At 73.7% G+C, this 23,065-nt stretch carries 18 protein-coding genes and 2 tRNA genes; 9 read left to right on the top strand and 11 right to left on the bottom strand.

Annotated features, from left to right (window positions below; genetic code table 11):
* Window positions 1-336 precede the first annotated feature (336 nt).
* Window positions 337-774 (top strand): GNAT family N-acetyltransferase, encoded by a 438-nt coding sequence (locus HCN56_RS06835; protein WP_167968585.1) that lies wholly within the window; start codon window positions 337-339, stop codon window positions 772-774.
* Window positions 775-821: 47 nt separating this feature from the next.
* Here HCN56_RS06835 and HCN56_RS06830 read toward each other — a convergent pair whose 3' ends face one another.
* Entirely contained in the window at window positions 822-2,318 is a 1,497-nt protein-coding gene (locus HCN56_RS06830; protein WP_167968580.1) for a serine hydrolase domain-containing protein, read from the bottom strand.
* Between the two features lie 161 nt (window positions 2,319-2,479).
* Between HCN56_RS06830 and HCN56_RS06825 the strand changes: the two genes are divergently transcribed.
* Window positions 2,480-2,884: a VOC family protein gene (locus HCN56_RS06825; protein WP_167968579.1), complete on the top strand. Its 405-nt coding sequence runs from the start codon at window positions 2,480-2,482 to the stop codon at window positions 2,882-2,884.
* Window positions 2,885-3,096: 212 nt separating this feature from the next.
* On the opposite strand, the gene HCN56_RS06820 is transcribed toward HCN56_RS06825, so the two are convergent.
* Window positions 3,097-3,804: a helix-turn-helix domain-containing protein gene (locus HCN56_RS06820; RefSeq protein ID WP_167968578.1), complete on the bottom strand. Its 708-nt coding sequence runs from the start codon at window positions 3,802-3,804 to the stop codon at window positions 3,097-3,099.
* Between the two features lie 623 nt (window positions 3,805-4,427).
* Between HCN56_RS06820 and HCN56_RS06815 the strand changes: the two genes are divergently transcribed.
* The 4 genes from HCN56_RS06815 (at window position 4,428) to HCN56_RS06800 (ending at window position 8,811) form a co-directional block, all read left to right on the top strand.
* Window positions 4,428-4,733, top strand: coding sequence for a hypothetical protein (locus HCN56_RS06815; RefSeq protein WP_167968577.1), 306 nt, complete (start codon window positions 4,428-4,430; stop codon window positions 4,731-4,733).
* 330 nt (window positions 4,734-5,063) lie between these two features.
* Complete coding sequence (locus HCN56_RS06810) at window positions 5,064-5,735, top strand: CatB-related O-acetyltransferase (RefSeq protein WP_312871087.1); 672 nt, start codon at window positions 5,064-5,066, stop codon at window positions 5,733-5,735.
* A gap of 529 nt (window positions 5,736-6,264) precedes the next feature.
* Window positions 6,265-6,837 carry a SigE family RNA polymerase sigma factor gene (locus HCN56_RS06805; protein WP_167968576.1) on the top strand — a complete coding sequence of 191 codons (573 nt, stop codon included), beginning with the start codon at window positions 6,265-6,267 and terminating at the stop codon, window positions 6,835-6,837.
* Window positions 6,838-7,101: 264 nt separating this feature from the next.
* Window positions 7,102-8,811, top strand: a complete 1,710-nt coding sequence (locus HCN56_RS06800) for a long-chain fatty acid--CoA ligase (protein ID WP_167968575.1) — start codon at window positions 7,102-7,104, stop codon at window positions 8,809-8,811.
* A 125-nt stretch (window positions 8,812-8,936) separates the two neighbouring features.
* On the opposite strand, the gene HCN56_RS06795 is transcribed toward HCN56_RS06800, so the two are convergent.
* Entirely contained in the window at window positions 8,937-12,779 is a 3,843-nt protein-coding gene (locus HCN56_RS06795) for a PAS domain-containing protein (protein ID WP_167968574.1), read from the bottom strand.
* Window positions 12,780-13,531: 752 nt separating this feature from the next.
* Window positions 13,532-13,930, bottom strand: coding sequence for an SSI family serine proteinase inhibitor (locus HCN56_RS06790; RefSeq protein ID WP_167968573.1), 399 nt, complete (start codon window positions 13,928-13,930; stop codon window positions 13,532-13,534).
* Window positions 13,931-14,293: 363 nt separating this feature from the next.
* Between HCN56_RS06790 and HCN56_RS06785 the strand changes: the two genes are divergently transcribed.
* Window positions 14,294-14,383: transfer RNA gene (locus HCN56_RS06785), tRNA-Ser, on the top strand.
* Between the two features lie 299 nt (window positions 14,384-14,682).
* A tRNA-Arg gene (locus HCN56_RS06780) sits at window positions 14,683-14,755 on the top strand.
* A 314-nt stretch (window positions 14,756-15,069) separates the two neighbouring features.
* Here the strand turns inward: HCN56_RS06780 and HCN56_RS06775 are convergent.
* The 4 genes from HCN56_RS06775 to HCN56_RS06760 form a co-directional block, all read right to left on the bottom strand.
* Window positions 15,070-15,468 (bottom strand): hypothetical protein, encoded by a 399-nt coding sequence (locus tag HCN56_RS06775; protein ID WP_167968572.1) that lies wholly within the window; start codon window positions 15,466-15,468, stop codon window positions 15,070-15,072.
* A 113-nt stretch (window positions 15,469-15,581) separates the two neighbouring features.
* Window positions 15,582-16,298 carry a hypothetical protein gene (locus HCN56_RS06770; RefSeq protein WP_167968571.1) on the bottom strand — a complete coding sequence of 239 codons (717 nt, stop codon included), beginning with the start codon at window positions 16,296-16,298 and terminating at the stop codon, window positions 15,582-15,584.
* A gap of 15 nt (window positions 16,299-16,313) precedes the next feature.
* Entirely contained in the window at window positions 16,314-16,538 is a 225-nt protein-coding gene (locus HCN56_RS06765; RefSeq protein WP_167968570.1) for a hypothetical protein, read from the bottom strand.
* A gap of 150 nt (window positions 16,539-16,688) precedes the next feature.
* Complete coding sequence (locus HCN56_RS06760) at window positions 16,689-17,438, bottom strand: transposase family protein (RefSeq protein WP_167968569.1); 750 nt, start codon at window positions 17,436-17,438, stop codon at window positions 16,689-16,691.
* Window positions 17,439-17,813: 375 nt separating this feature from the next.
* On the opposite strand from HCN56_RS06760, the gene HCN56_RS06755 reads away from it, so the two are divergent.
* Window positions 17,814-18,182 carry a DUF6507 family protein gene (locus HCN56_RS06755; protein WP_167968568.1) on the top strand — a complete coding sequence of 123 codons (369 nt, stop codon included), beginning with the start codon at window positions 17,814-17,816 and terminating at the stop codon, window positions 18,180-18,182.
* A 375-nt stretch (window positions 18,183-18,557) separates the two neighbouring features.
* On the opposite strand, the gene HCN56_RS06750 is transcribed toward HCN56_RS06755, so the two are convergent.
* The 3 genes from HCN56_RS06750 to HCN56_RS06740 all read right to left on the bottom strand — a co-directional run bounded on the left by HCN56_RS06750 (window position 18,558) and on the right by HCN56_RS06740 (window position 22,888).
* On the bottom strand, window positions 18,558-19,922 hold the full coding sequence (locus HCN56_RS06750; protein WP_167968567.1) for a glycoside hydrolase family 16 protein: 1,365 nt from the start codon (window positions 19,920-19,922) through the stop codon (window positions 18,558-18,560).
* A gap of 366 nt (window positions 19,923-20,288) precedes the next feature.
* The gene (locus tag HCN56_RS06745) at window positions 20,289-21,830 is read right to left on the bottom strand and encodes a bifunctional phosphatase PAP2/diacylglycerol kinase family protein (RefSeq protein ID WP_167968566.1); all 1,542 of its coding nucleotides are present in this window, start codon (window positions 21,828-21,830) and stop codon (window positions 20,289-20,291) included.
* A 164-nt stretch (window positions 21,831-21,994) separates the two neighbouring features.
* Window positions 21,995-22,888: a glycoside hydrolase family 16 protein gene (locus HCN56_RS06740; protein WP_167968565.1), complete on the bottom strand. Its 894-nt coding sequence runs from the start codon at window positions 22,886-22,888 to the stop codon at window positions 21,995-21,997.
* Window positions 22,889-23,065 lie beyond the last annotated feature (177 nt).

The raw sequence follows: 23,065 nt of genomic DNA, 5'->3' as shown, positions 1-23,065 counted from the left end.
GCACGAAGGGCGGGGCGAGCGGCATCGGCGGCACCGCGGGCGTCCCCGGCACCGCGCCCGCCGCGTGCTCGCAGGCGGCCGGTGGCCCGGGGCGCCGCTCGTGCTCACCGGCCGCGCCGGCACCGTTGTTCACCGACATCACCGTCATGACTCCGCCTTCGGACTCGACTGGCTCGTGCTGCTGCCGTCGCCCAGCGTGTCAAGGCACTTACGATCTGCGGACGGGAACCGGGAAACCCGGACATCCGGCCGCGACCCGGCGTAAACTGCCCGGCCGCGCCCGCCCCGGCTGCCGGTAGGGTGCGCGCGGTGACGACTTCCACGACTTCACCCCGCATGCGACCCGCCCGCGCCGAGGACCTTCCCGAGATCGTGGCGATGCTCGCCGACGACCCGCTCGGAGCGACCCGGGAGGACCTCGACGACCCCGCCCCCTACCGGCGGGCCTTCGACGCCATCGAGGCCGACCCCCACCAGCACCTGGTGGTGGCCGACGCCGACGGCACCGTGGTCGGCACCCTCCAGCTCACCGTCATCCCCGGGCTCTCCCGCAAGGGCGCCTCCCGGGCGCTGATCGAGGCGGTCCGCGTCCACAGCGGGCACCGGGGCGACGGCCTCGGCGCGGCCATGATCGGCTGGGCGGTGGACGAGGCGCGGCGGCAGGACTGCTCCCTGGTGCAGCTGACCAGCGACGCGACGCGTGAGGACGCCCACCGGTTCTACGAGCGGCTCGGGTTCACCGCCTCGCACGTCGGCTTCAAGCTCACGCTCTGACCGCCCCGCCGGGGCGGCGCCGCAGGGCGCGGGCGGCGCCCCGCGGGTCACCGCCAGCCGGCCGCGTCGACCCCGCCGGGCACCGGGTCACCCGGCTCGTAGGGCCGCCGGGTGAAGACGAACGAACCGGCGTCGAGATGGCTCACCGAGCCGTCCGGCCGCCGCACCACGCGCAGCCGTTCACCCGCCAGGTACCCGTCCTGCCCCGTCCAGCTGCCGTCGGCCTCGGGTCGGAACCGGGAGCCGCGTCCCGCTCCCGGGGCGCCGAGGCGCAGCTCCCGCCCGGTCGTCACCCGCACTTCGGTTGCGGCGGGCCCCCAGTACCAGAGCCCGGAGAGGCCGAGCAGTTCCCGGTCGGGCGCCGGGTCCGGGTGCCAGGGCGCCGGCAGTGCCGGCTCCTGCTCCGCCACCGCCGTCAGCAGGTCCGCCGCCAGCGTCGCCGCGCGCAGCCCGCTGGTCACATTCGCCAGGACGACCGTCGCGACGTCCTGCTCCGGGTGGACCCACAGCCCCGCGACGAACCCCGGCATCGAGCCGCTGTGACCCGCCAGCAGCCGCCCGTCCAGCATCAGTAGCTGCATCCCCAGGCCGTACCCGTCGATCCAGTGGCCGCCCTCGGGCGGTGCCGCGGGGCGGCGCATCTCCGCCAGCGAGGCGGCGGAGAGCACCCGGTCGTCGCCCCGGGAGAGGAAGTCGGCGAAGCGGGCGAGGTCGGCGGCGGTGGACCACAGTTGCCCCGCCGGGGCCATCAGCCCGGTGTCGACCGCCGGTTCGGGCTGCACGGCGTCGGCGTGCGGATGGACGGCCCAGCCGGCGGCGTGCGGCGCGCGCGGCGACTGCGTGGTGCGGCGCATGCCCAGCGGTTCCAGGACCTCCTCGCGCAGCACGTCGAACCAGTCCCGGCCGCGGACCGCGCCGATCAGCGCGCCGAGCGTCGCGAAGCCGGGGTTGGAGTAGTGGAACCGCCGGCCCGGCGGATGGGGGCGGGGCGTCGGGCCGTGCAGGTCGGCCGGTTCGGGGCGCAGCTCGCCCGGGCTCCGCTCCCACCAGGGCGCGCCGGTCTCCGCCGCCAGGCCGGCGGTGTGGGAGAGCAGCTGGGCGACGGTGGCGTCCCCGGCCTGCGGCACGTCGGGCAGATGGACGTCGAGCCGGTCGTCCAGCGACAGCAGCCCCTCGTCCCGCAGCCGCAGCACCGCCACGGCGACGAACGTCTTGGTCAGCGAGCCGATCCGGTACTGGGTGTCCGGCCCGGGCGCCGAACCCGCGACCTCGCCGCGCGCGGCGAACCAGCGGGGCCGGCCCCCGCGGACCAGCGCCGCCACCACGGACGGGGCGCGGCCGTCCGCCTGGGCGCGCGCCACCTGGTGGAGCAGGGCACGCCGGGTGGCCGGCAGCGGGTCCAGCCCGTCGTCGCCGGAGTGGTCCACCGCGCGGAGGGCGGAGAGGGCGAAGGCGTCGGAACCGAGATCGGCCGTGCCGGGGAGCGGGTCGGCGGTGGGCGGCGTCGCCGCCGTTCGGTCGGGGTCGTGCGCTGTGTCGGTCATGGGGGCCATGCAAGGCGTATCCGGCTGATCGGGCAACGTATTTGGCCCCCGGGGCCGGTCGTGGCGCCCGTCGTCCGGCCGCTCCTCGGTAGGGGCGGGGCGGCCGGGGCGTGTCCGTTTCGTTCAAGACCGACGGGCGTGGCCCTGCCTAACCTGCGGTCATGACTACGCGCATCGCGGTCTTCGGACTCGTCACCTCGAACCTCTCGGCCTCCCTCGACTTCTACCGCGCCCTGGGGGTGGCGGTCCCCGAGGCCGCCGACGACGCCCCGCACGTGGAGGCGGAGCTCCCCGGCGGCCTGCGGCTCGCCTGGGACACGGAGGAGACGATGCGGTCGTTCGCCCCGGAGTGGCAGCCGGGCCGGGGCGGCGGCCTCAGCGTCGCCTTCGCCTGCGACTCCCCGGCCGAGGTGGACCGTGTCTACGCCGAGTTGACGACCGCCGGTCACCCCGGCGAGCTGCCGCCATGGGACGCCGTCTGGGGGCAGCGCTACGCCACCGTCCTGGACCCGGACGGCAACAGCGTGGACCTCTTCGCGCCCCTGCCGGAGGCGGCCGGGACCTGATCGGCTCGGACTCCCCGGGGCGCTGCGGGCTTTCCGCGCACCCCGGGGACGGAGGGTCGGCGCGATCGGTGCCCGTGGGCCGGTGCCCGGAGGGGCGCGGGACGCCGGTGCCGCCCCAGGTCGCCGCCGGCGGCCCGGCGGCGCGGCCCGGCGTCGAGCCCCGTCAGGGCGTCCCGCCGGGCCGCGCGCGGCGACCGGGCCGGGCGTCGCGGTCAGCGCAGCCGGGAGAGCGGCACGCCTGCCAGACGGCGCACCTCCCGGGCGAAGTGCGGCTGGTCGGCGTAGCCGCTGCGTACCGCCGCCTCGGCGGCGGGGACCCCGGCCGCCACCAGATCCAGCGCTCGGTGGAGCCGCAGAATCCCGGCCAACTGCTTGGCACCGTAGCCGAAGAGCGCGAGGCAGCGGCGGTGCAGCTGCCGTTCGCCGATCCCCGCGGCCCGCGCGGTCTCTGCGACGGCCTTTCCGTTCCGGGCATGGGCGAGCACCACTCGGCGCAGGGGCTCGGCCTCCGGTCCGGCGCCGGGCGCGGCCCCTGACGCCGCCGCCAGCCGTTGGCGGGCCACGTCGGCCAGCACCGCGCCGCGGTCCTGCGCCCCCGCCACGCGCTCGCTGAGGGCACGGGCGGCCGCGTCGCCCCACAGCGCCGCCAACGGCACCCGCTGGTCCCGGAGTTCGGCGGCAGGGACCCCGAGAACGGCGGCGCCCGTCCCCGGCGGCAGCCGGATCGCGTCGAACGCCGTGCCCGGCGGTGTCGTGCTCAGGTGCGCCCGGGAGTCGGGGCCTGCGACCAGCAGGCCGTCGCACCAGATGAGGTCCGTGCAGCCGTCCGGCAGGACCCGCTGTTCCGCCGCCGCTGCCGCGGGGCCCCTGTCCCAGAGGACGGCCCCGGGAAGCAGCGGCGTCTCCCGTTCCCGGTACATCCGACCAGCATGCCCCACCCCGCCGGTGGCTGCCGCTGCTGGTCGGCGCGGCCACCCGTCGCCGCGCAGTTTCGCCCGGACGGGAGGCGACGCGGAGGACGGGGCGTGACTCCGCGAGGGGCGCACGAGGCTGCCGTGCGCGCTGTGCGCCCCGTCGCGGTCGGCGCTGAGCGCCCCCGGTGGCCCGGTGTGCGGAGACTTGAAACGCCCCGAAAGCGGGGTTTTCCGGGGGCTGGGTCCTTCGTGGGAGGGAAGCTGGGTGATGCGGTGGTTCCAGCTGGTTCGTCCGGGCAGCATGGGGGCACGACGTCGCAGACGATCAACCGGGCCGACGGGCCCGCCGCACCGAACACCGCACCGAACACCGCAGCACCACCGGCCCTTCGGCCGGCCTTCCGAGTCAGAGACCCAGACCCACCGTCCCCCCGGACCAGCCGGGGCGGGAGCCACTCCCGTCCGCCGGGGCGGGCGTTCGAGGAGCCGTCGGCGGGGCGCAACCCCCGCCGTACGACGGACCCGCATCGATACGACAGCACCGCACCACGCCCCCCACGCCCTTCGCACCACTCCGCACGACCGCACCGGCATGCCCCGACGGCAGGCCGCAACCCAGGAGGATCTGAATGACCCACATCCGTACCGCTCGTGTCGTCGCCGCCGCCGCTTCGCTGCCGCTGGCCCTGGGGCTGCTGGGCGGTGTCGCCCTGGCGAACAACGGCGCCGTCGCGGGCTACGGATCCAACGCGTCCGTGGTCAGCAACATCGGCAGCGGTGTCGGCGACGACAACGAGGGCAACTCGACCACGACGCAGCAGGCTGCGACCGGCCAGGGGGCCGCGAACCAGAACAACACCGCGAGCGTGGTCGGCAGCGGGTTCACCGCGATCGACCAGACCAACGCCACGGTCAACTTCACCAACCTCTGGTGAGGTCGGCGCCGGCGGTCGTCCCGGGGGGACCAGCCGGCCCCGACACCAGGAGCCTCGTGGCCGCAACCTTCCGATGCGGCCGCGGGGCCTTCCCCGTTTCCGGCGGTGCCCCGGGGGACGCCCTCACCCGGGGCACCGCACACGGGCGCCGCACCCCGCCCCCCTGCGCCCGCCCGCCCCTGCGCCGCATGTCCGATACCCGCCCCCTGATCTGCGCGGGAGGTGGGTTTCCGGCGGTGCCGGGTAGCGGACGCCGGGACGTCGCGGTCGATCGGGGGGCCGCGCCCGCCCACACCCTCTTCCGCCCGTCCAGCACAGAGCGAGGCAGCCGTGAGCGCCCCCGACCCGAACCAGCCGCACCCCACCACCCGACCCGAACTCACCAACGTGGTCTTCCTGAAGAACCAGATCACCTCGCCCTTCATCGAGGTCGGCGACTTCACCTACTACGACGACGAGGGGCGGCGCCGGCCGTTCGAAGAGGCCAACGTCCTCTACCTCTTCGGCCCGCAGCGGCTGGTGATCGGGCGGTTCACCGCGATCGGGCCGGGCGTCACCTTCCTGATGCCCGGCGGCTCCCATCCGATGGTCGGCCCCTCCACCTACCCGTTCACCATGTTCGGCGGGGACTGGACCGCGGCGACCCTCGACACCTTCTCGGCGATCGAGCAGGCGGGGGACACCCGGGTCGGCAACGACGTCTGGATCGGGCGGGCCGCCACCATCATGCCGGGGGTGCGGATCGCGGACGGCGCCGTCATCGGCGCCCACAGCGTGGTGACCCGGGACGTCGGCCCGTACGAGATCGTGGCCGGCAACCCGGCGCGGCACATCAGGACCCGCTTCGACGCGGAGGACGTCGAACGCATGCTGCGGGCGCGCTGGTGGGACTGGCCGGTCGCACAGATCACCGCCCACGTGGGCACGATCATGGCCGGCACCCCGAGCGAGGTGGCGGCGCTCGGGTCGCCGGACACCGCGCCGGCCCCGGAGAGCCGCTGACCGCCGCCGGACGCCGCGCTCGCCTTGGGGGCCGCTGACTGCCGCCGAGTCGCCACCGTCGCGTCACGACCGCTGCGCGTCGTCGTGACGCCGTCGCGGCCGGTCGCACCCCGGGCGGCGGCCCCTCCGATGCTCCGGGAGGAGCGGGGTGGAGGCCCAACCCAGGGACCATTGACCTTCCCGTTCCGCCTGCTGCTCACCGCCTCGCCGAGGGCGGTGTGGCGGGGTTGTGGTCGGGGTAACCCTCCAGAGCGGCTCCGGGACGACCGCTGCCCTCCGTTGCCCCGAATCGCGCCGCGAACGCCTCGGTGGTCACATGTTTCACGTGGAACATCGCCCACGGTGATCATGTCGAGTGCGGCCGCCGTCCGGCTCCCCTGATGCCGACCCTGAGAACCCCGACGCCGTGATGACGCCGCCTCCACCTGTAGGTGGTCGGCGGAGCGCGGTTCCTACTCCGCTGGAGGGAGGGTCCGACCAGACCTGGGGTCGATCCGCCGGACCCCTTGTGCGGCCTACGTTATGAACCATGACCACCTCAGGAAGCACCTCGCAGGTGACACCGAGCTTCGCGTCCTACGTTCAGGCGCGCCGCCCGGTGCTGATGCGCACGGCCCGCTCCCTCACCTCGGACCCCAACGACGCCGAGGACCTGCTGCAGACCGCGCTGACGAAGACCTACGTGGCCTGGGACCGGATCGCCGACCACCGCGCGGTGGACGGCTACGTCCGGCGCACGCTCGTCAACACCCGCACCTCGCAGTGGCGCAAGCGGCGCGTGGACGAGTACGTCACCGGTGAGCTGCCCGAGCCCGAACCGCTGCCCGTTGCCGACCCCGCGGAGCAGCAGGCCGTGCGCGATGCCATGTGGCAGGCCGTGATGCGGCTGCCGGCCCGGCAGCGCGCCATGGTCGTCCTCCGGTACTACGAGGACCTCAGTGAGGTCCGCACCGCCGAGGTGCTCGGCGTCTCCGTCGGCACGGTCAAGAGCGCCGTCTCCCGCGCACTCACCAAGCTGCGAGGTGACCTCTCGCTCGCCGCCGTGATCACCCCGGCCGGCTCCGAGTCCGCGGTCGCCCGGCAGCAGCCGATGGCGGCCTGACCCGTTCCGCCCCGCCCTGCGCCCCGCGTCCCACCCGCGCCCCGCCACTGGTCCGCCCCGGTCGGGGCGGTGCGGCGTCGACCCGCTCCCTGTACTTCGCGCTCCGCTTTCCGCCCCACCGTGGTCGGTGTACCGCGAACGCATGATCACCGAGCCTGTGCAACCCGCTGACATCCCGGGCGGCTGCTGCCAGACTGCGCTTCACTGAAGCTACCGGCGTGTACAGGAACAAGCGCGTCTCGTCCCGCGACCTCGGGAGGCCCGGTGTACAGCACGATGCAGGACGTTCCCCTTCTCGTCTCACGACTGCTGCGGCACGGCTCCACCGTCCACGGCGACTCCCCGGTGGTCACCTGGACCGGCGACGGCGCCCGTCGCCGCAGCTACGGCGAGACCGGCGCCCGCTGCGCGCAACTCGCCCACGCCCTGCGCGACGAGCTCCGGATACAGGACGGCGACCGCGTCGCCACCCTGATGTGGAACAACGCGGAGCACCTGGAGGCCTACTTCGCCGTACCCAGCATGGGGGCGGTGCTCCACACCCTGAACCTGCGGCTGCCACCCGAGCAGCTCGCGTGGGTCGTGAACCACGCGGCCGACCGCGTCGTCCTGGTCAACGGCACCCTGCTCCCCCTGCTTGCGCCGCTGCTGCCGAAACTCGGCTCGGTGGAGCACGTCGTCGTGGTGGGCCAGGGCGACACCTCGGTGCTCGACGGCTGCCGCCCCGCGGTCCACGACTACGAGGAACTGCTGGCCGACCGCCCCACGGAGTACCCGTGGCCGCACCTGCCGGAGACCACCGCCGCCGCACTCTGCTACACCTCCGGCACCACCGGGGACCCCAAGGGCGTCGTCTACTCGCACCGGTCGATCTACCTGCACTCGCTGCACGTCAACACCGTCGAAGCAATGGCGCTGAGCAGCGCCGACCTCGCGGTACCCGTGGTGCCGATGTTTCACGTGAACGCCTGGGGGCTGCCGCACGCCGCATTCCTGGGCGGGGTCGGCCTGCTGATGCCCGACCGCTTCCTCCAACCGGGCCCGCTCGCCGACATGATCGAGGCGGAGCGCCCGACCTACGCCGCCGCCGTGCCCACCATCTGGCAGGGACTCCTCGGCGAGCTGGCCGCGCGCCCCCGCGACATCTCCTCGCTGCGCCGCGTGACCATCGGCGGCTCCGCCTGCCCGCCCTCCCTGATGCGGGAGTTCCAGGAGCGGCACGGCGTCACCGTCGAGCACGCCTGGGGCATGACCGAGACCTCGCCGCTCGGCAGCTACGCCCACCCGCCGCGCGGCCTCACCGGGGAGGAGGCCTGGCCGTACCGCGTCAGCCAGGGCCGCTTCCCGGCCTCGGTCGAACCGCGGCTGATCGGCCCCGACGGCACGGAGCAGCCCTGGGACGGCGTCGGCACCGGGGAACTGGAGGTGCGCGGACCGTGGATCGCCGGCGCCTACTACGGCGGCCCGGACGCCGGGCCCGACCGGCCCGCCGACCGGTTCAGCCCGGACGGCTGGCTGCGGACGGGCGACGTCGGGACGATCACCGCGGACGGGTACCTCACCATCACCGACCGCGCCAAGGACGTCATCAAGTCCGGCGGCGAGTGGATCTCCAGCGTCGAGCTGGAGAACCACCTGATGGCCCACCCGGGCGTCGCCGAGGCCGCGGTCGTCGCCGTCCCCGACGAGGTCTGGGGCGAACGGCCGCTCGCCGCGGTGGTGCTGACACCCCAGGACACCGCCGCCGCAGCCGGGACCGGGACCACCGACCGGGGCCCCGCCGGCAGCACCGAACCCGGGGCGCTGCGCTCTTTCCTCGCCGAACGCGTGCCCCGCTGGCAGCTGCCCGAGCGGTGGACCACCATCGACGAGGTCCCGAAGACGAGCGTCGGCAAGTTCGACAAGAAGCTGCTGCGCGCCCGCCACGCCGCCGGGGAGCTCGACGTCGTCACCCTGGACCGCTACGACGACTGACGCCGCATCCGCCCCGGACCGGGGCGTGCCGGGCCGCGGCCCGGGGCCGCCCGCACACGACGGCGGCCCGCCTCCATCCGAAGGTGTTTTCCGGGGGAGGCGGGCCGCCGCCACGCGGACTCGCGTCAGCCGTGCAGCGAACCGGCCCCTATCTTCGCCAGCAGATCGACGATGCGCGCCTGCACCTCGTCACTGGTGGACCGTTCCGCCAGGAACAGCACCGTCTCGCCGGACGCCAACTGCGGCAGCCGCGCCGGGTCCAACTCCGCCGCCGTGTAGACCACGAACGGCGTCCGCGCCAACGCGTCGTGCACCCGCAGGAAATCGATCAGGCCCACCCGGCGCCGCCGGACCTGGCCCAGATCCATCACCACCAGGTTCGGGCGGAACTGCTGCGCCGCCTCCATCGCCTCGGCATCCGCCGCGGCGTGGACCACCTGCATGCCCCGACGCTCCAGCGCCATCGACAACGCGTCCGCGATCGGCTGCCGCTCCTCCACCAGCAGTACCCGCGGCGGGTGCTGCTCGCTGTCCCTCGGCGCCAGCGCCTTCAGCAGCACCGCGGGGTCGGCGCCGTAGGCGGCGTCACGGCTCGCGAGCCCCAGGCCCGCCGTCACCAGCACCGGCACCCCCGCCGCCACCGCCGCCTGCCGCAGTGATTGCAACGCCGTCCGCGTGATCGGCCCCGTCAGCGGATCGACGAACAGCGCCGCCGGATAGGCCGCGATCTGCGCGTCCACCTCCTGCCGCGACTGCACCAGCACCGGGCGGTAGCCCCGCTCGGTCAGCGCCTGCTGTGTCGAGACGTCGGGCTCGGGCCAGACCAGCAGCCGCCGCGGGTTGTCCAGCGGCTCCGGCGGCAGCTCCGCGTCGTCCGCAGGGGTCCGCGCCGCGGTGACCTCGACCGCCCCGCCGGGGCCGTCGAGATGCTCCGGGCCTTCCTCGGAGCCCTCGGCCGGCGCACCGATGGCGAACTGCCTGCCCACCCCGTCCGTACCCGGCGCCGACGGGATCGCGCCCGCGGCGTTCAGCCGCGAGTCGTCCGCCGCCGGGTTGCCCAGCTTCCGCCGCCGCCCCGGGCTCGACGCCGGGACCGCGCCCATCATGGGCCCGACCGCCGCCTGCTGCTCCGCGGCGCGCTGCTCCGCGGCCCGCTGCTCCTCGTGCTGCGTCACCTGCGAGACCGGGATGCCCTGGCCGAGCGTCTGCACGCTCACCCCCGAGCTGTGCTGATCCGCGATCCGCTCGCTCCCCGGCATCGGGAGCGGCTGGTGGCGCGGCCGCTCCTGCTGCGGCAGCGAACCGGACAGTATCGGGCTGGCCGCGACCCGCGAGTGGTCCGACCGCGCCGGCGCCTCCCCCACCGCGGGGGGCTGCTGCTCGGCGGGCGCCTCCGCGGCGGCCGCCTCCTGGGGCACGACCGCCTCCGGCGCTCCCCCGGGGGCGGGGTGTTGCGGCACCTGTTGCGGCACCTGCTGCGGCGAATCCGCCTGGGCCACGCCTTCCGGGGAGACCGCGAACCCACCCGCCGGCGCGGGCTGCTCGGGACCGGGCTGGGCCGCCGGCTCCTGCTCCGGTGCGGCCGCTTCCTCCGCCGGCTGCGACGCCGCGGGGAGCGCGGGCGGGCCCGACTCCTCGGGCGTCTCGGACGGTACCCCCGCCAGTGCGGGGGCCGTCGCGTACGGGTCGGCCGGTGGCGGCGGCAGCTCCTCCGCCGGCGGCATCACGATGCCGCCGCTCGGGCCCGCCGCCGTGTCCGGGCCGTGCACCCCGGTGGGCACACCCTCGGGCGCGGCACGGCGCCGACGGCCCGACGGCTGCTCACCACCGGCCTGCTGCGGGATCTGCTGCGCCGCCTCGGCGGGCAGCTCCGTCTCGGCCACCGCTCCGGCGCGACGGCGCCGGCCGCCGCCGGTGTCCCCGGCGGACTGCTGCTCGTGTTCGAACCCCTGCGGTCCGGGCAACGCCATCGGCTCACCACCGGGCTGCGGCACCGGCCCCTCCGCACGGGCCCGGCGGCGACGCCCCGTGGGCGACTCCCCGTTCCCGCCCGGCACGGCCACCGGCTGCTGCGGCAACGACTGCTGCGGCTCCGACTGCTGCGGCGCCGACTGCTCCGGGATCTGCGGCCCGGGGGCCGGCTCCGCCACCGGCCGCGGCTCCTCCGACGCCTGCGCCGGGAGCTGCGGCCGCACCGGCCCGCCCTCGCCGCCGTAGCCTTCGCCGCCCTCCGGTGCGACCGGGAACCCGCCGGCCGCCGGCTCCGGGGCCGTCACGATCAGCGGCTCGGGGCGCGGCGCGTCGGAACCGGCCGGCAGCGCCGGAAGCGCCGTCGCCCCGTCCTCACCCGACGACGCCTCCTGCGGCTGCGGCCCCTGACGGCTCGCCTGCTCGGCGCCGCGCCGCGCCGCGGTGCCCCGCACCGGCTCCATCGGCACCGGCACGACGGTGGTGTCCCCGGCCCGCTCCACCCGCTGGCCCGGCGGGACGGGCTTGCGGTCCGCCCGGACCGGGACCTCCAGCACGTAGGCGCGGCCGTCCGCCGCACCGGGCACCTCATGGGTCTGCAACACGCCGCCGTGCAGCCGCACGATGCCGCGCACCAGCGGGGAGTGCACCGGGTCGCCGCCGGTGTACGGGCCGCGGACCTCGATCCGGACCACGTCCCCGCGCTGCGCCGCCGCCACCACGATGGTGGAGTCGCCCCGCGCGCCGTTGGCGGAACGGCCGGTGGAGTCCACCCCCGCGACATCGGCCACCAGGTGCGCCAGCGCCTGCGCCAGCCGCTCCGGGTCGACCTCGGCGTCGATCGGCGGGGCGTGCACCGCGAACTGCGCCCGGCCCGGGCCGATCAGCTCGGTCGCGCCCTCGACACCCGCCGTGACGACGGTGTCCAGCGAGACCTTCTTGCGCGCCAGCTTCTCCCGGCCGGAGTCCAACCGCTGGAAGCTGAGGACGTTGTCCACCAGCGTCGTCATCCGCGCGTACCCGGCCGCCAGATGGTGCAGCACCTGGTTGGCCTCGGGCCACAACTGGCCCGCGGCGTCCGCGGCCAGCGCGGAGAGCTCGCCGCGCAGCTCCTCCAGCGGCCCGCGCAGCGCGTGCGCCAGCACCGCGTCCAGCTGGGAGTGCCGGGCCACCAGCGAGTCGTGCGGCCGGCGGTCGGTGAAGGTCATCACGGCGCCGACCAGTTGGTCACCGTCGCGTACCGGGGCCGTCGTCATGTCGACGGGGATGGCCTCGCCCGACTTGTGCCACAGCACCTGCCCCTGACGGACGCGGTGCTTGCGGCCCGACCGCAGCGTGTCGTGCAGCGGCGTCTCCTCCCAGGCCAGCGGCGAACCGTCGGCGTGGGAGTGGTGGATCAGCCCGTGCACCTCCTGGCCGCCCAGCGCACCCGCGCGGTGGCCCAACGTCTGCGCCGCGGCCGGGTTGACCAGCACCACCCGGCCCTCGGTGTCCACGCCGATGACGCCCTCGGTCGCCGCGCGCAGGATCATCTCGGTCTGGCGCTGCTGGCGGGCGAGTTCCGCCTCGGTGTCGAGGGTGCCGGTCAGGTCGCGCACGACCAGCATCAGCAGCTCGTCGCCGCTGTAGTCGTCGGCGAACGCCGCTTCGATCGCGGAGGCGTAGGGCGAGTGCCCTGCCGGGATCGCCGCGCTGGTGACCTCGACCTGCAGCTCGCTGCCGTCCGTCCGCCGCGCCGTCATCCGCGTCGGGCCGGTGCGGCCCTGGGAGTCCAGCTCCTCCGGACGCATCGAACCCGGGATACGCCGCGGGTCGAAGTCGGGGAGGATGTCCAGGAGCCCGCGGCCCACCAGCGGTGCGCCCGTCGACTCCAGGGCCTCCTGCGCGATGCTGTTGGCGTTGACCACCGTGCCGTTGCCGTTGACCAGCACCAGCGCGTCAGGCAGCGCGTCGAGTATGGCGGCGAGGCGAGCAGTGCCTCTCGCCGGCCTGCTGCTCACGACGACCCATCCTCCTCAGTGACGTTGAGCCCCCACGTTGACCTCCCCGGCGACCGCTCCCGGCCCGGCCCGCACACGGCGGGCGCACCGGAAGGCGTCAAGAGGGAGTCTACGGGCAGCCACCCACACGGAGGTGGCCCGACCGAGCAAGGATTCTCCCGTACGGGGGACCCGACGGTCTGTGGCGGATGCCACGTCGAGGCCGGTGGGGGCAGGGGCGCGCGGTGCCGACGGGGGGCGCCGGCGGCGGTCGCCGTCCAGCGGCGGAGGGCTGGGGGCCGCGGCGGCCGGGACGCCCGGCACGCTGCCGGCACTGCGCAGCAGGGGAGTTGACGAGGTGTCGGTGTCCGGGCCGATGAGAGGGGCCGGGCGAACGGGCAGCGGTGAGGGGCAACCGCCACGCGGACGGTGTGCGCCCCCGGCGCGCGTTGGCGGGAAATCGTCGCCGAATATCGACGGTCCGGCTCGCGGGACGACATCCGGCGGTCACCGACCCCGCACGGGGCGGGCACCGGGTGCTGAAGCCGTGCCGGTCCCACAGGCCGGACCACCCGGGCGTGTGACGGCGGCCGACGCCCGCAGGCGACGGGCGGGACCCGGGCCGGCGCCGGCCCCGGCCGATCCGACCGGCCGCCCCTCCGGACGCCCGCCGGCCGCCCCCGGGCCGAGGGCGGCCGGCCACCGGTCCGACGGGCACGGCACGGTGGGTGCGCCGCACGTCCGGCGCAAGGAGGGGAGAGAAGGTGCGGGCCTCAGCCGCCGAGCACGGTGCCCAGCTGGTCCCAGCGGTGCATCTCGCAGCCGTTGGTGCGGCTGAACTCGGCGTCGACCGGCTGCCCGGCCCAGACGCCCGTGACGCGCGCGGTCTCCGGCCCGCCGTACATCTGGGTGCAGACCGAGGTTCGCGAGACCGGGGAGAGGACGGTCGAGCCCGCGGCCTCCAGCTCGTCGCACGCGGCCTGCGGGGCGGAGTGCTCGCCGCCGGCGGGGTTGCAGGTGAGGGTGGTCTCCCGGGCGTCCGAGTGGTCGCCGTTCTCGGAGACGGAGATGACCAGTCGGGTCTCCGCGTCCTGCTGTGCGGGGGCGCCCGTCGCGGTGCCGGCGAAGGCGGCAGCGGCGGCGAGGGCGGCGGCGAGTGCGGTGTACGACATGATGCGAGTGCTCCAGCCTGTCGGGTTCGGGCGGCGCAAGAGCGCGTGCCTTCCCTGCCTAACGCGGCCGCGGGCTTCGCGTTGCGCGGGGCACGGCCGTACGTGTGCCCGGTCCGTGCGCCGCCTGCCGCGCTCCGGCGGTTGCCTCGCAGGCCGGGACGGGTGCGCTCCGCCGCGACCGTTGCCCGGCGCGATGCCCACGGGTTGTTGAAAGGGGGCTGCGACGCAGGGCCGGCCAGCCTCCGGGACTGCCCGGGGTGCCGGTCGTCCGCCGCTCCCCGGTCACGGAACGGGGTCGATTCGCAGCGCTCGCCCGGGCTGTGGCATGATTTGGCACGCACCCTTCGCACGCGCGGGGTGCGTGGAGGCTTCGCCTAGTCTGGTCTATGGCGCCGCACTGCTAATGCGGTTTGGGGTAACCCCCCATCCCGGGTTCAAATCCCGGAGCCTCCGCAGCTTCACCGAGACCCCCGGCCCTGCGGCCGGGGGTCTCGTCGTTCCGCGCGTCCGCCGTCCGCCGTCCGCCCCGCCGCACTCGCACTGCCGCGCCGCTGCCCGGAGCCCTTCGCCGCTCACTGCCGCCGGCACCCCGCCGACCGTGCTCCCCGGGCGGCGGGACACCACCGCCGACACGCCCGCCCGAGGACGTTTCCGCAGCTCAGGATGGGTACGGGCTATCGATTTCACCCTGAGGCCGAGGTGCTGTAATGTTGTCCACGCAACGCGGTCCAGGGGAAACCCGCCGGGCCGAGGCGCTCGTAGCTTAACGGATAGAGCATCTGACTACGGATCAGAAGGTTGCAGGTTCGAATCCTGCCGAGCGCACACAGGTCAAAGGCCCCTCACGGACTCCGTGAGGGGCCTTTGACATCACCAGCTGACATCAACGTGCTGGCTAGGCGGGTGCCGTCCCGTCCGGGCCCGCCTCATCCTCATCCACTCCGAGGGCATCAGGCCGTCGTCGTCCCCTGACGGCCAGCACCGCGGCAGTGCTCACACCGACATCACGTGACGCGTGGGATGCCAGCAGGAGGGTGAACAGGTCGTCCATGTCCAAGGCCACGAGGATCGTCGCGCCGCTGTCTGCCCCAAGGGCTGCGCCCTCGCTGACTCAGGTAGAGCGTGCAGGAGCCGCATGGTCACCGCAAGGGCTGGAGGGTGATGGCGATGAGGTTGTCAGGGGCGGGGAGGTCATCGAAGCGGTTCAGCTCGGCGGTGTGGCTGCCACGGTGTGCGTCGAGGAAGTCGGGGAGGGGCTGGACGTAGGCGGTGGCGTTGTGGCGCTCGGTGCTGCCACCGAATCCGGTCGAGGTGTCGGGAATGTCGAACGTCTCCCAGCCCTTGGCTTCGAGGTGGCGACGTTGCTCGGAAGGGGAGAGATCCAGCACCAGATAGCGGATCTCGTATGGATTGTCACCGGTAGGGCTGGTGGTAACGACCTCATCGAGGAGGTGCGCCTCGCCGATCACTTCGGCACGGGCTGCGCTGGAGACGTTCTTGGTCGTGCTGAGCGCCGAGGCCGCCAAGGTGACTGCCACGACTGCGACCGCCAGTATGGCGAGGCCGACGACCAGAAGTAGCCCGGGGACCCGCCGCCGGGCCTGGCGAGGAGGCCGATCGGAAGGCAGGTCATGTGTACTGCTGCTTCTCGTCACCGTTGCATGTCGCCTTCGTGAAGCTCTCGTTCTTCCTGCCGCCTGCGCTGCTCCCGGTCCCGTCCGTCCTCCTGGCCGGCTCTCTCCCAGTACTCCTCGGCCCACTGGTGGTGCTTCTCGGAGCCGTCCGCGCGCTCGTACACCAGCGGTGCCCGTTCCCTTGGTGCGCCACTGAGCCACAGGCGGGTGGCCTCAGTTTGAGCTCCAGCTGCGTATATGACGTACGCCTCTCGGTCGGTGACTCCCAGCTCCTCCTTGATGTACCTGAGTTCCGCCGCCGCCAGCCGGATTCCCCACGTGTCGTCCCAGGCCAGCACCCTTCGTGCGTCGGACGTCGATATCTCGTGTCCGTAGTGGTCCCGGAAGAGCCGCTGGGCTACATCGGGGCGCATCTGCCCGATGCCCACCGTCTGGTTTCTTCCGAAGATCGTCCCCAAGCCCTCCAGGGAGCGGAGCGCTCCGGACAGGAATGGCAGTCCCGTGAATTCGGCCCGGCCGCCTCCCTCCTTGATCAGAAGGGCGACAAGGGTGGCGGGGTCGATTCCGGATTCTGCCGCAGCGAGTTCGATGGTGTTCTTGTGCCGGGCCAGGAAAGCCCCTTCCTCGGGCCAGGGGATGTAGTCGTACTGCGCTCCGTCGCCGGCGTTCTCCTCGGTGTTCGGCGGTGAGTCCTCGCCAGTGCCATAGCCGTGGTCGCCGTAGCCGGCCCTCATCACTCCTACCCTGGGTCACTCCTCGTCCAGCACGCCGTCGATCTGCCGTACCGTTTCCTCTTCGAGCCGCCCGAAGGCGGTCACGACGTCGCGGACCTCCGCGCGGATGCGCTCGCTCTCCTCCATCGTTCTCGGGTCGTCGGCCTCCCAGCTGCCGCTCGAAAGCTGACGGGCGCGTTCGCGCAGGTCAGCAAGGCGGTCCCCGATGATGCGCGCTTCGAGAACATAGCGGTCCAGCACTGTTGCTACCTGGGTGACAGCGTCCTTGACCCGGGCCCCGGTCTGCTGTAGCGGGACGGTCGTTGCCAGCAGGTCTTCGGACTCCGCGGCGTGTAGCCCTGGGCGATGCCTTGGAAGGTGGAGTGGAGGCGCGTTCCGCAGTGAGCTTCTTCAGCGTTGCCGCTCCAGGGTGAGGATGGCTTTGGCGATTGACGTCATGCGGTTGGGGCTGCATCGGGCCCTGCGGAAGATCCGCCAGGACTTCAGTCTTGCGACGCCGCGTTCGACGGGTGCCCGTGTGGCGGCCAGGGCACGGTTGCGGGTCTTTTCGGTGGGGGTGAGTTCCTGCAGGGGTCTGCGTTTGATGCCGGTGGTCAGCCAGGGGCCGGCGCCCTGGTAGGCAAGGTCGGCCAGGATGGGAACGCCTTGGCGCTCGCAGATGCGGATGATCCGGTGGGTGCGGGCGGCGGTCAGGTCGTGGGTGCGGCCCGGCAGGGCGGGCGAGAGCCACAGCAGCTGACCGTCGGGATCGGTGACGACCTGCACGTTCACGCCGTGGCGCCGGTGTTTGTGGGAGTAGTCGGCCCGGCCGTCGCCGACCCGGTCGCACTCGGCGAGGGTCCCGTCGAGGAGGACGAAGTCGGGATCATGCTCGCGCAGCGTCTTCAGCAGGCCCGGTGCACGTGCGGCGAGCAGGTCGACGATCGCGTTGGTGTAGGCGTGGGCGGTGGACTCGCTGATCCCGAAACCGGCGGCGATCTTCGCCAGAGTGGTGTGCTCGCGCAGGTACACCAGTGCCACCATCGCGCGCTGGGACGGGCGGAGCTTGCAGCGGCGGTCACCCTCACGGGTGACGATCAGCATGGTGACCCACTCGATGAGTGCGTGCGGCAGGTCGAGTGCGGCAGGATGGATGACCAACGAGGCCCCCGAGCAGTGTTGTTGAGACGTCAGACATCTCGATCAACCGCCTGGGGGCCTCGCTCGTTGCGCTTCACGGCCATCACCCGATCAGTGGCCAACTCGAAGAAGCTCAGTCGGAGATCGTCCGGCCATCACGTCTGAGAGCGGTGACAGTTCGCTCCAGCTCTGCGAGGTTTCCAGCAAACCATGGGATCTCGGCCGGACTGACGATGGACATTGGCTCCCCCAACTCCTCGCCGGTAGCGTGCTGCGTCCAGCTCGCCCCCATGCAAGCTCACCTTGCGTATATGGACGGTACCAGTTGTGTCCGCAGTGGCGGTTCCGTACCATCAACCCGGTCGGCCAACAACTACGTTGAGCGGGGGCAGGCTGGTGGACTGGGACATTGTTCCGTCGCATGTGCGGGCGGTGCTCCGACAGTTTGACGGCCAGCGGCCGGAAATCGCCAGCGCCACCTCGGACCTGGCCGGTGACCTGAGTACCGCGGCCACATCCAGTGGCGGCCTCACGTACGGCAGCAGCAGCGCGGGCGCGGTCGGCAGCGCCGTACAGCGCTTCGCAGCCCGGGTGAACTCGTGTATGCACAACCTGGACGGCGACTCCTCCGCATCCTCCGAAGGCGCCGGAACCGTCACCGCCGTGTACGTCACCGGGGACGCAGCCATGGAGGCCACAGCCACCACTGCCCTGCACCGCGGGGCCAGCGAACCCCCGCAGTGGCCTGGCCTCAACCGTATCTGAACCCCGTCGGTTGCGGCGAGAGCCGCACAGCCCGCCCGGTGAGCACGGGAGATGGGTGGGAGAAAAATGGGAGAACGCGCGGGCGGAGTACTTTGGTCGTAGTGCGTCGTAGCTATCGCTGACCATCCGGTGAGCTGCGAAGGAAGAGAGCATGAATCCCCAGGTCAGAGACCTGGGGATCATGGTCCACGGATCAGAAGGTTGCAGGTTCGAATCCTGCCGAGCGCACAGTGAATCCCCTCCCCGGAGTCCCGGGAGGGGCTCTTGTCGTGCTCTCGTGCTGCGGGCGTCCGCCGAGGGCCGGCGCGGTGCCCGGCCCTCGGGTGGGCGGGCACCGCGCCGGCAGGAGTGGCGGGTCAGGTGGTCAGAGCCCGGTCAGGGGGTGTTCCACTTCTGGTTGGGGTTGCCGGAGCAGGTCCAGATCTGGAGCCGGGTGCCGTTGTTGGTGTTGTGCTCGCGGACGTCGAGGCACTTGTTCGCCGGGATGTTCACGATGTCGCGCGCCCCGCTGATCGCCCACTGCTGGCTGGCGCCGCCGTGGCAGTCCCAGAGGTGGACGGCGGCACCGTCGGCGGTGGAGGGGCCGTCCACGTCGAGGCACTTGCCGTAGGCCCGGATGGTGCCGTCGCCGGGGATGGTCCACTGCTGGGCGGCGTTGCCGTTGCAGTCGTGGAGCTGGATGGGGGTGCCGTTGGCGCTGTTGGCGTTGGCGACGTCCACGCACTTCCCGGCGAGCCCGGTGATGGTGCCGGTGCGGCCGGTGGGCGGGGGCTTCTGCCCCTCGGTGACGCGCACGTAGTCGACGAGCATCTGCTGCGGGAACTGCGTGGAGGAGTCGGGGTAGCCGGGCCACTCGCCGCCCACGGCGAAGTTGAGGATCAGGAAGAACGGCTTGTTGAAGACCCACTGGCGTCCGCCGAGGTCGGCGGGGGTGCGGGTCTGGTACACGGTGCCGTTGACCGACCACGAGATGCGGTTGGGCGACCAGTCCACCGCGAAGACGTGGAAGTTGTCGGCGAAGCGCTGCCCGCCGGGCAGGGTGTAGGAGGCGCCGATACCGCCGCCCGCCGAGTAGCCGGGGCCGTGCAGCGTCCCGTGGACTCTGCCGGGCTCGAAGCCGACGTTCTCCATGATGTCGATCTCACCGGTCTGCGGCCAGCCGACGTTGGCGTAGTCGGCGCCGAGCATCCAGAACGCCGGCCACACCCCCTGGCCGTGGGGGACCTTGATCCGCGCCTCGACGCGGCCGTACTGGGCGTTGAACTTGCCGGCGGTGTTGAGTCGCGCGGAGGTGTACTCGCACCGCCCGTACCAGCACTGGTAGTTGTTCGGGTTCTCCTTGCGGGCGGTGATGGCGAGGTTGCCGTTGCCGTCGAGCGCGGCGTTGCGGGTGCCCGGCGTGTAGTACTGCGACTCGCGGTTGTTGCCCCAGTTGTCGCCGACCTCGTGGGTCCACTTGCTGCCGTCGACGCCGGCGCCGGCGGGGCCGTTGAAGTCGTCGAAGAAGACGACGTTCTGCGTGGTGGGCGGCTCGGCGGCCGGCGCCGCGGCGGCGACGGAGGGGGCGGCCGCGTCGGGCAGCGCGGTGGCGGTCGCGCCGGACGCCAGCAGGGAGGCCCCGAGGCTCAGCGCCAGCGCGGCGACCACGAGTCGTGGCCGGCGCAGCGCCGGGCGGCGGCGGACCCGGGCGGGGGCCGGGGAGTCGGGGGAGGAGGCACGGGTGGGCCACGGACCCGTCATGGGCCACGTCCTCTCTGGCGGTGGTGCCGCCGTCGAACCCGCGCCCGACGGTAGGCGCGCGAAGGCGCGGTGGCGGGCGCGGTTGTGGGGGGTGTGAAGAAGCCTGGTGCGGGTCCATTGCAGCGCCTGCACAACTGGGTTGCAAGAGAACCGAGTTCCGGAACTCGCGGGGTCGGGGCCCGCAGGTGCCGCAGCCGGGCGGGGCCGGCCCGCCCACCGTGGCTGCCGCTGCCGCTGCCGGTGTCGATGCCGGCGAGACCCGCACACGGCGGGGCGCCGCCGAGCGGACGCGCCTGCGGGCCGTGCCGGTGGTGGTCGGCACGGCCCGCAGTCCGTGGTGGGTCGGGGCGCCGTCGGGCGCCGGCGTCAGACCGTGGTGGTCAGCGGCGTGAGCCGCTGGGTGGCCTGGGGGCAGTAGACGGTGAGGGCGGACCGCTCCTTGGAGAGCAGCAGCCGACCCGGCGCGTCACCGATCTCGCCGTCGTAGGCGAGCCGGGTGCCGGGTGCGATCCAGTCGATCCGCATCCGGCGGAGCAGCGCGGCGCCGTGCACGGGAGAGCTGCTCAGCCGCCCGCTGAGGGCACCGGCCAGCAGCCGGGTGCGGGCCCAGCGGTCGGCGTAGGCGACGCGCACGTCGAGCAGACCGTCGGCGAGGTGGGAGCGGCGCTGCGGTGCGAGACCGAGCCCTTCGTACCGGCAGTTGCCCGCGAACAGCAGCCAGACCCGGTGCCGTTCGCCGTTGATCTCCAACTCCACCGGGTCGAAGGCGCGGAGCACGTGCCACGCGGCGATCACGCCGGCCGGCCAGCTGCCGACCCGGGGCGACCAGCGTTCCCGGACCCGCACCATCTCGGGGTAGACACCGAGGGAGAAGGTGTTGACGAAGGTGCCGCCGGCGGCCGGGATCGAGGGGTCGTCCGGGGTCGGTGCGAAGTCCTCGTTGGTGAAGCGGGCCAGGTCGACCTCGACCGCCTCGCCGTCGGCGAGGGCGCGCCGGGTGTCCTCGGTGGTCTCTATGCCCAGGTCGTGGGCGAAGTGGTTGAGCGTGCCGCCGGGGAGGACGGCCAGCGGCAGGTTGTGCTCCATGGCGCAGCGGGCGGCCGCGCTGACGGTGCCGTCGCCGCCGCTGACGCCCAGCGCGCCGCCGAGCTCGGTGGCGCGTTCGGCGGCCTGCCGGAGCGCGGTGGTGACGTCGACCCCGCCCTCGCCGCCGCAGAGCACCACCTCGGCGCGGGGCAGCACCTCGCCGATGACGCGCTCGGGGGGCAGGCCGGAGCTGCCGGAGCCGGCGTTGGCGACCACGACCAGGCCCTTGCCCTCGGGGAGCTCGGGAGCCTTGACCGCGGTGCGGACCGCCGGGGGCTCCAGGTGGTCGCGGGGGAGCAGCCGCCGCACGAGGAACGCGGCGCCGACACCGATGGCGGCGCCCGCGACCACGTCTCCCGGGTAGTGGACCCCGGTGTAGACGCGGGAGAACGCGACCGAGGCCGCGACCGGCGCCAGCGCGGCGCCCCACTTGGGGGAGACGAGCGCGACGCCCGTGGTGAAGGCGGCGGCCGACGCGGCGTGCCCGGACGGGAAGGACGTGGTGAACGGGGCGCGGTTCAGCTGCCGTATGACCGGGACGTCGGTCAGGACGGGCCGCCGGCGGCGCACGGCGCGCTTGGCCAGCACGTTGACGGTCGCGGAGGCCACGGCGAGGGAGGCGGTGCCGCGGAGGGCCGCCCTGCGCGCGGTGCGGCGGCCTCCGAGGCCGGAGGCGGCCATCGCAGCCGCCGCGCCGAACCACAGCAGTCCGTGGTTGGCGCTGCGGCTGAGCCGGGGGAGGACACGGTCGCCCCCGGGGAAGTGGTGGGCGGCCACCAGCTGGAAGAGTCGACGGTCCGCCCGGGCGAGTCTGCTGCTCATGACGGTCGAGCTACCCACATCGTCGGTTCTCATTACCGGGGGCGCGCCGGGGCGGTGCTGCGGGCGGCTCTTCTCCGCCCGGACGGCGGTGTCCCGGCGACCCGGGCGCGGCGTGCGGTGCGGTGCGGTCGGGGCCCGCGGACCGCCCCGTGCGGTGACCCGGGTCAGCGGGTGAACTCGGTGACGGTCACGTGGTCGACGACCATCTCCTGCGGGAACTGCGTGGACCCGTCGGGGTAGCCGGGCCACTCGCCGCCCACGGCGACGTTCAGGATCAGGAAGAAGGGCTTGTTGAACACCCATTCGCCGGTGACGTCCGCCGGGGTGAGCGTCTGGTACTCGTTGCCGTCGACGGACCAGGTGATGGAGTCCGGCGACCAGTCGATGGCGAAGGTGTGAAAGCCGTCGCTGAAGCTCTCGCCCGCCGGCAGCTGGTAGGGGGAGCCGATGCCGCCGCCACCGGAGTACCCGGGGCCGTGGACGGTGCCGTGCACGGTGTCCATCTCGTGGCCGATCAGCTCCATGATGTCGATCTCGCCGCTCTGCGGCCAGCCGACGTCGCCGAAGTCGGCGCCGAGCATCCAGAACGCGGGCCAGATGCCCTGGCCCTCGGGGAGCTGGATGCGGGCCTCGACGCGGCCGAACTCGGCCTCGATCTTCCCGGCGGTGTTGATGCGGCCCGAGGTGTACTCGCAGGGGCCGTAGTAGCACTGGTGGTTGCCGGGGTTGCCCTCCTCGGCAGTGATCACCAGGTTGCCGTTGCCGTCCTGGGCCACGTTGTCGGTGCCGTCGGTGTAGTACTGCAGCTCGACGTTGTTGATGTTGTCGCCCGGGTCGAGGTTCCAGGAGGAGCTGTCGACGGGGGCGCCCGCGGGGCCGTCGAAGTCGTCGTGGAAGACGACGGTGGCGGTGGGCGGGTCGGCGGCGGCCGGCTCCGACGAGGCGGGTGAACCGGTGGCGGTCCCGGCGGCCAGCAGGGCGGCGCCGAGGCCGAGAGCGGTGCCGGCGACGGCCGCGCGGCGCAGTCCGCGGCGGGGTGCGGAGTTGTTCGTGGACACGAATCACATCCGGTGGGGGTGGGGTGTGGGGGGTTACCAGTCCAGGGCGCGGGGCGCGCCCTCCGCAAGGGGCGTGCGGCGTTCCGGAACGCTCGGGGCCGGAAAGCACCGTCGGGGCCCGTGGTGCGGATGGGGTCACGGCCTCCCGACCGGGGGAGTGGCCGGCGGCGGGCCACG

It is taken from the genome of Streptomyces lonarensis (assembly GCF_012033735.1).
Taxonomy (GTDB): domain Bacteria; phylum Actinomycetota; class Actinomycetes; order Streptomycetales; family Streptomycetaceae; genus Streptomyces; species Streptomyces lonarensis.
Note: the sequence above shows the minus strand (reverse complement) of the source record. Positions and strands in the feature narration are given on the sequence as shown.

Coding starts and splice junctions, on each gene's coding strand:
- HCN56_RS06835 (WP_167968585.1), top strand. CDS start 337: ATGCGACCCGCCCGCGCCGAGGACCTTCCCGAGATCGTGGCGATGCTC.
- HCN56_RS06830 (WP_167968580.1), bottom strand. CDS start 2,318: ATGACCGACACAGCGCACGACCCCGACCGAACGGCGGCGACGCCGCCC.
- HCN56_RS06825 (WP_167968579.1), top strand. CDS start 2,480: ATGACTACGCGCATCGCGGTCTTCGGACTCGTCACCTCGAACCTCTCG.
- HCN56_RS06820 (WP_167968578.1), bottom strand. CDS start 3,804: ATGTACCGGGAACGGGAGACGCCGCTGCTTCCCGGGGCCGTCCTCTGG.
- HCN56_RS06815 (WP_167968577.1), top strand. CDS start 4,428: ATGACCCACATCCGTACCGCTCGTGTCGTCGCCGCCGCCGCTTCGCTG.
- HCN56_RS06805 (WP_167968576.1), top strand. CDS start 6,265: ATGACCACCTCAGGAAGCACCTCGCAGGTGACACCGAGCTTCGCGTCC.
- HCN56_RS06790 (WP_167968573.1), bottom strand. CDS start 13,930: ATGTCGTACACCGCACTCGCCGCCGCCCTCGCCGCCGCTGCCGCCTTC.
- HCN56_RS06770 (WP_167968571.1), bottom strand. CDS start 16,298: ATGAGGGCCGGCTACGGCGACCACGGCTATGGCACTGGCGAGGACTCA.
- HCN56_RS06750 (WP_167968567.1), bottom strand. CDS start 19,922: ATGACGGGTCCGTGGCCCACCCGTGCCTCCTCCCCCGACTCCCCGGCC.
- HCN56_RS06745 (WP_167968566.1), bottom strand. CDS start 21,830: ATGAGCAGCAGACTCGCCCGGGCGGACCGTCGACTCTTCCAGCTGGTG.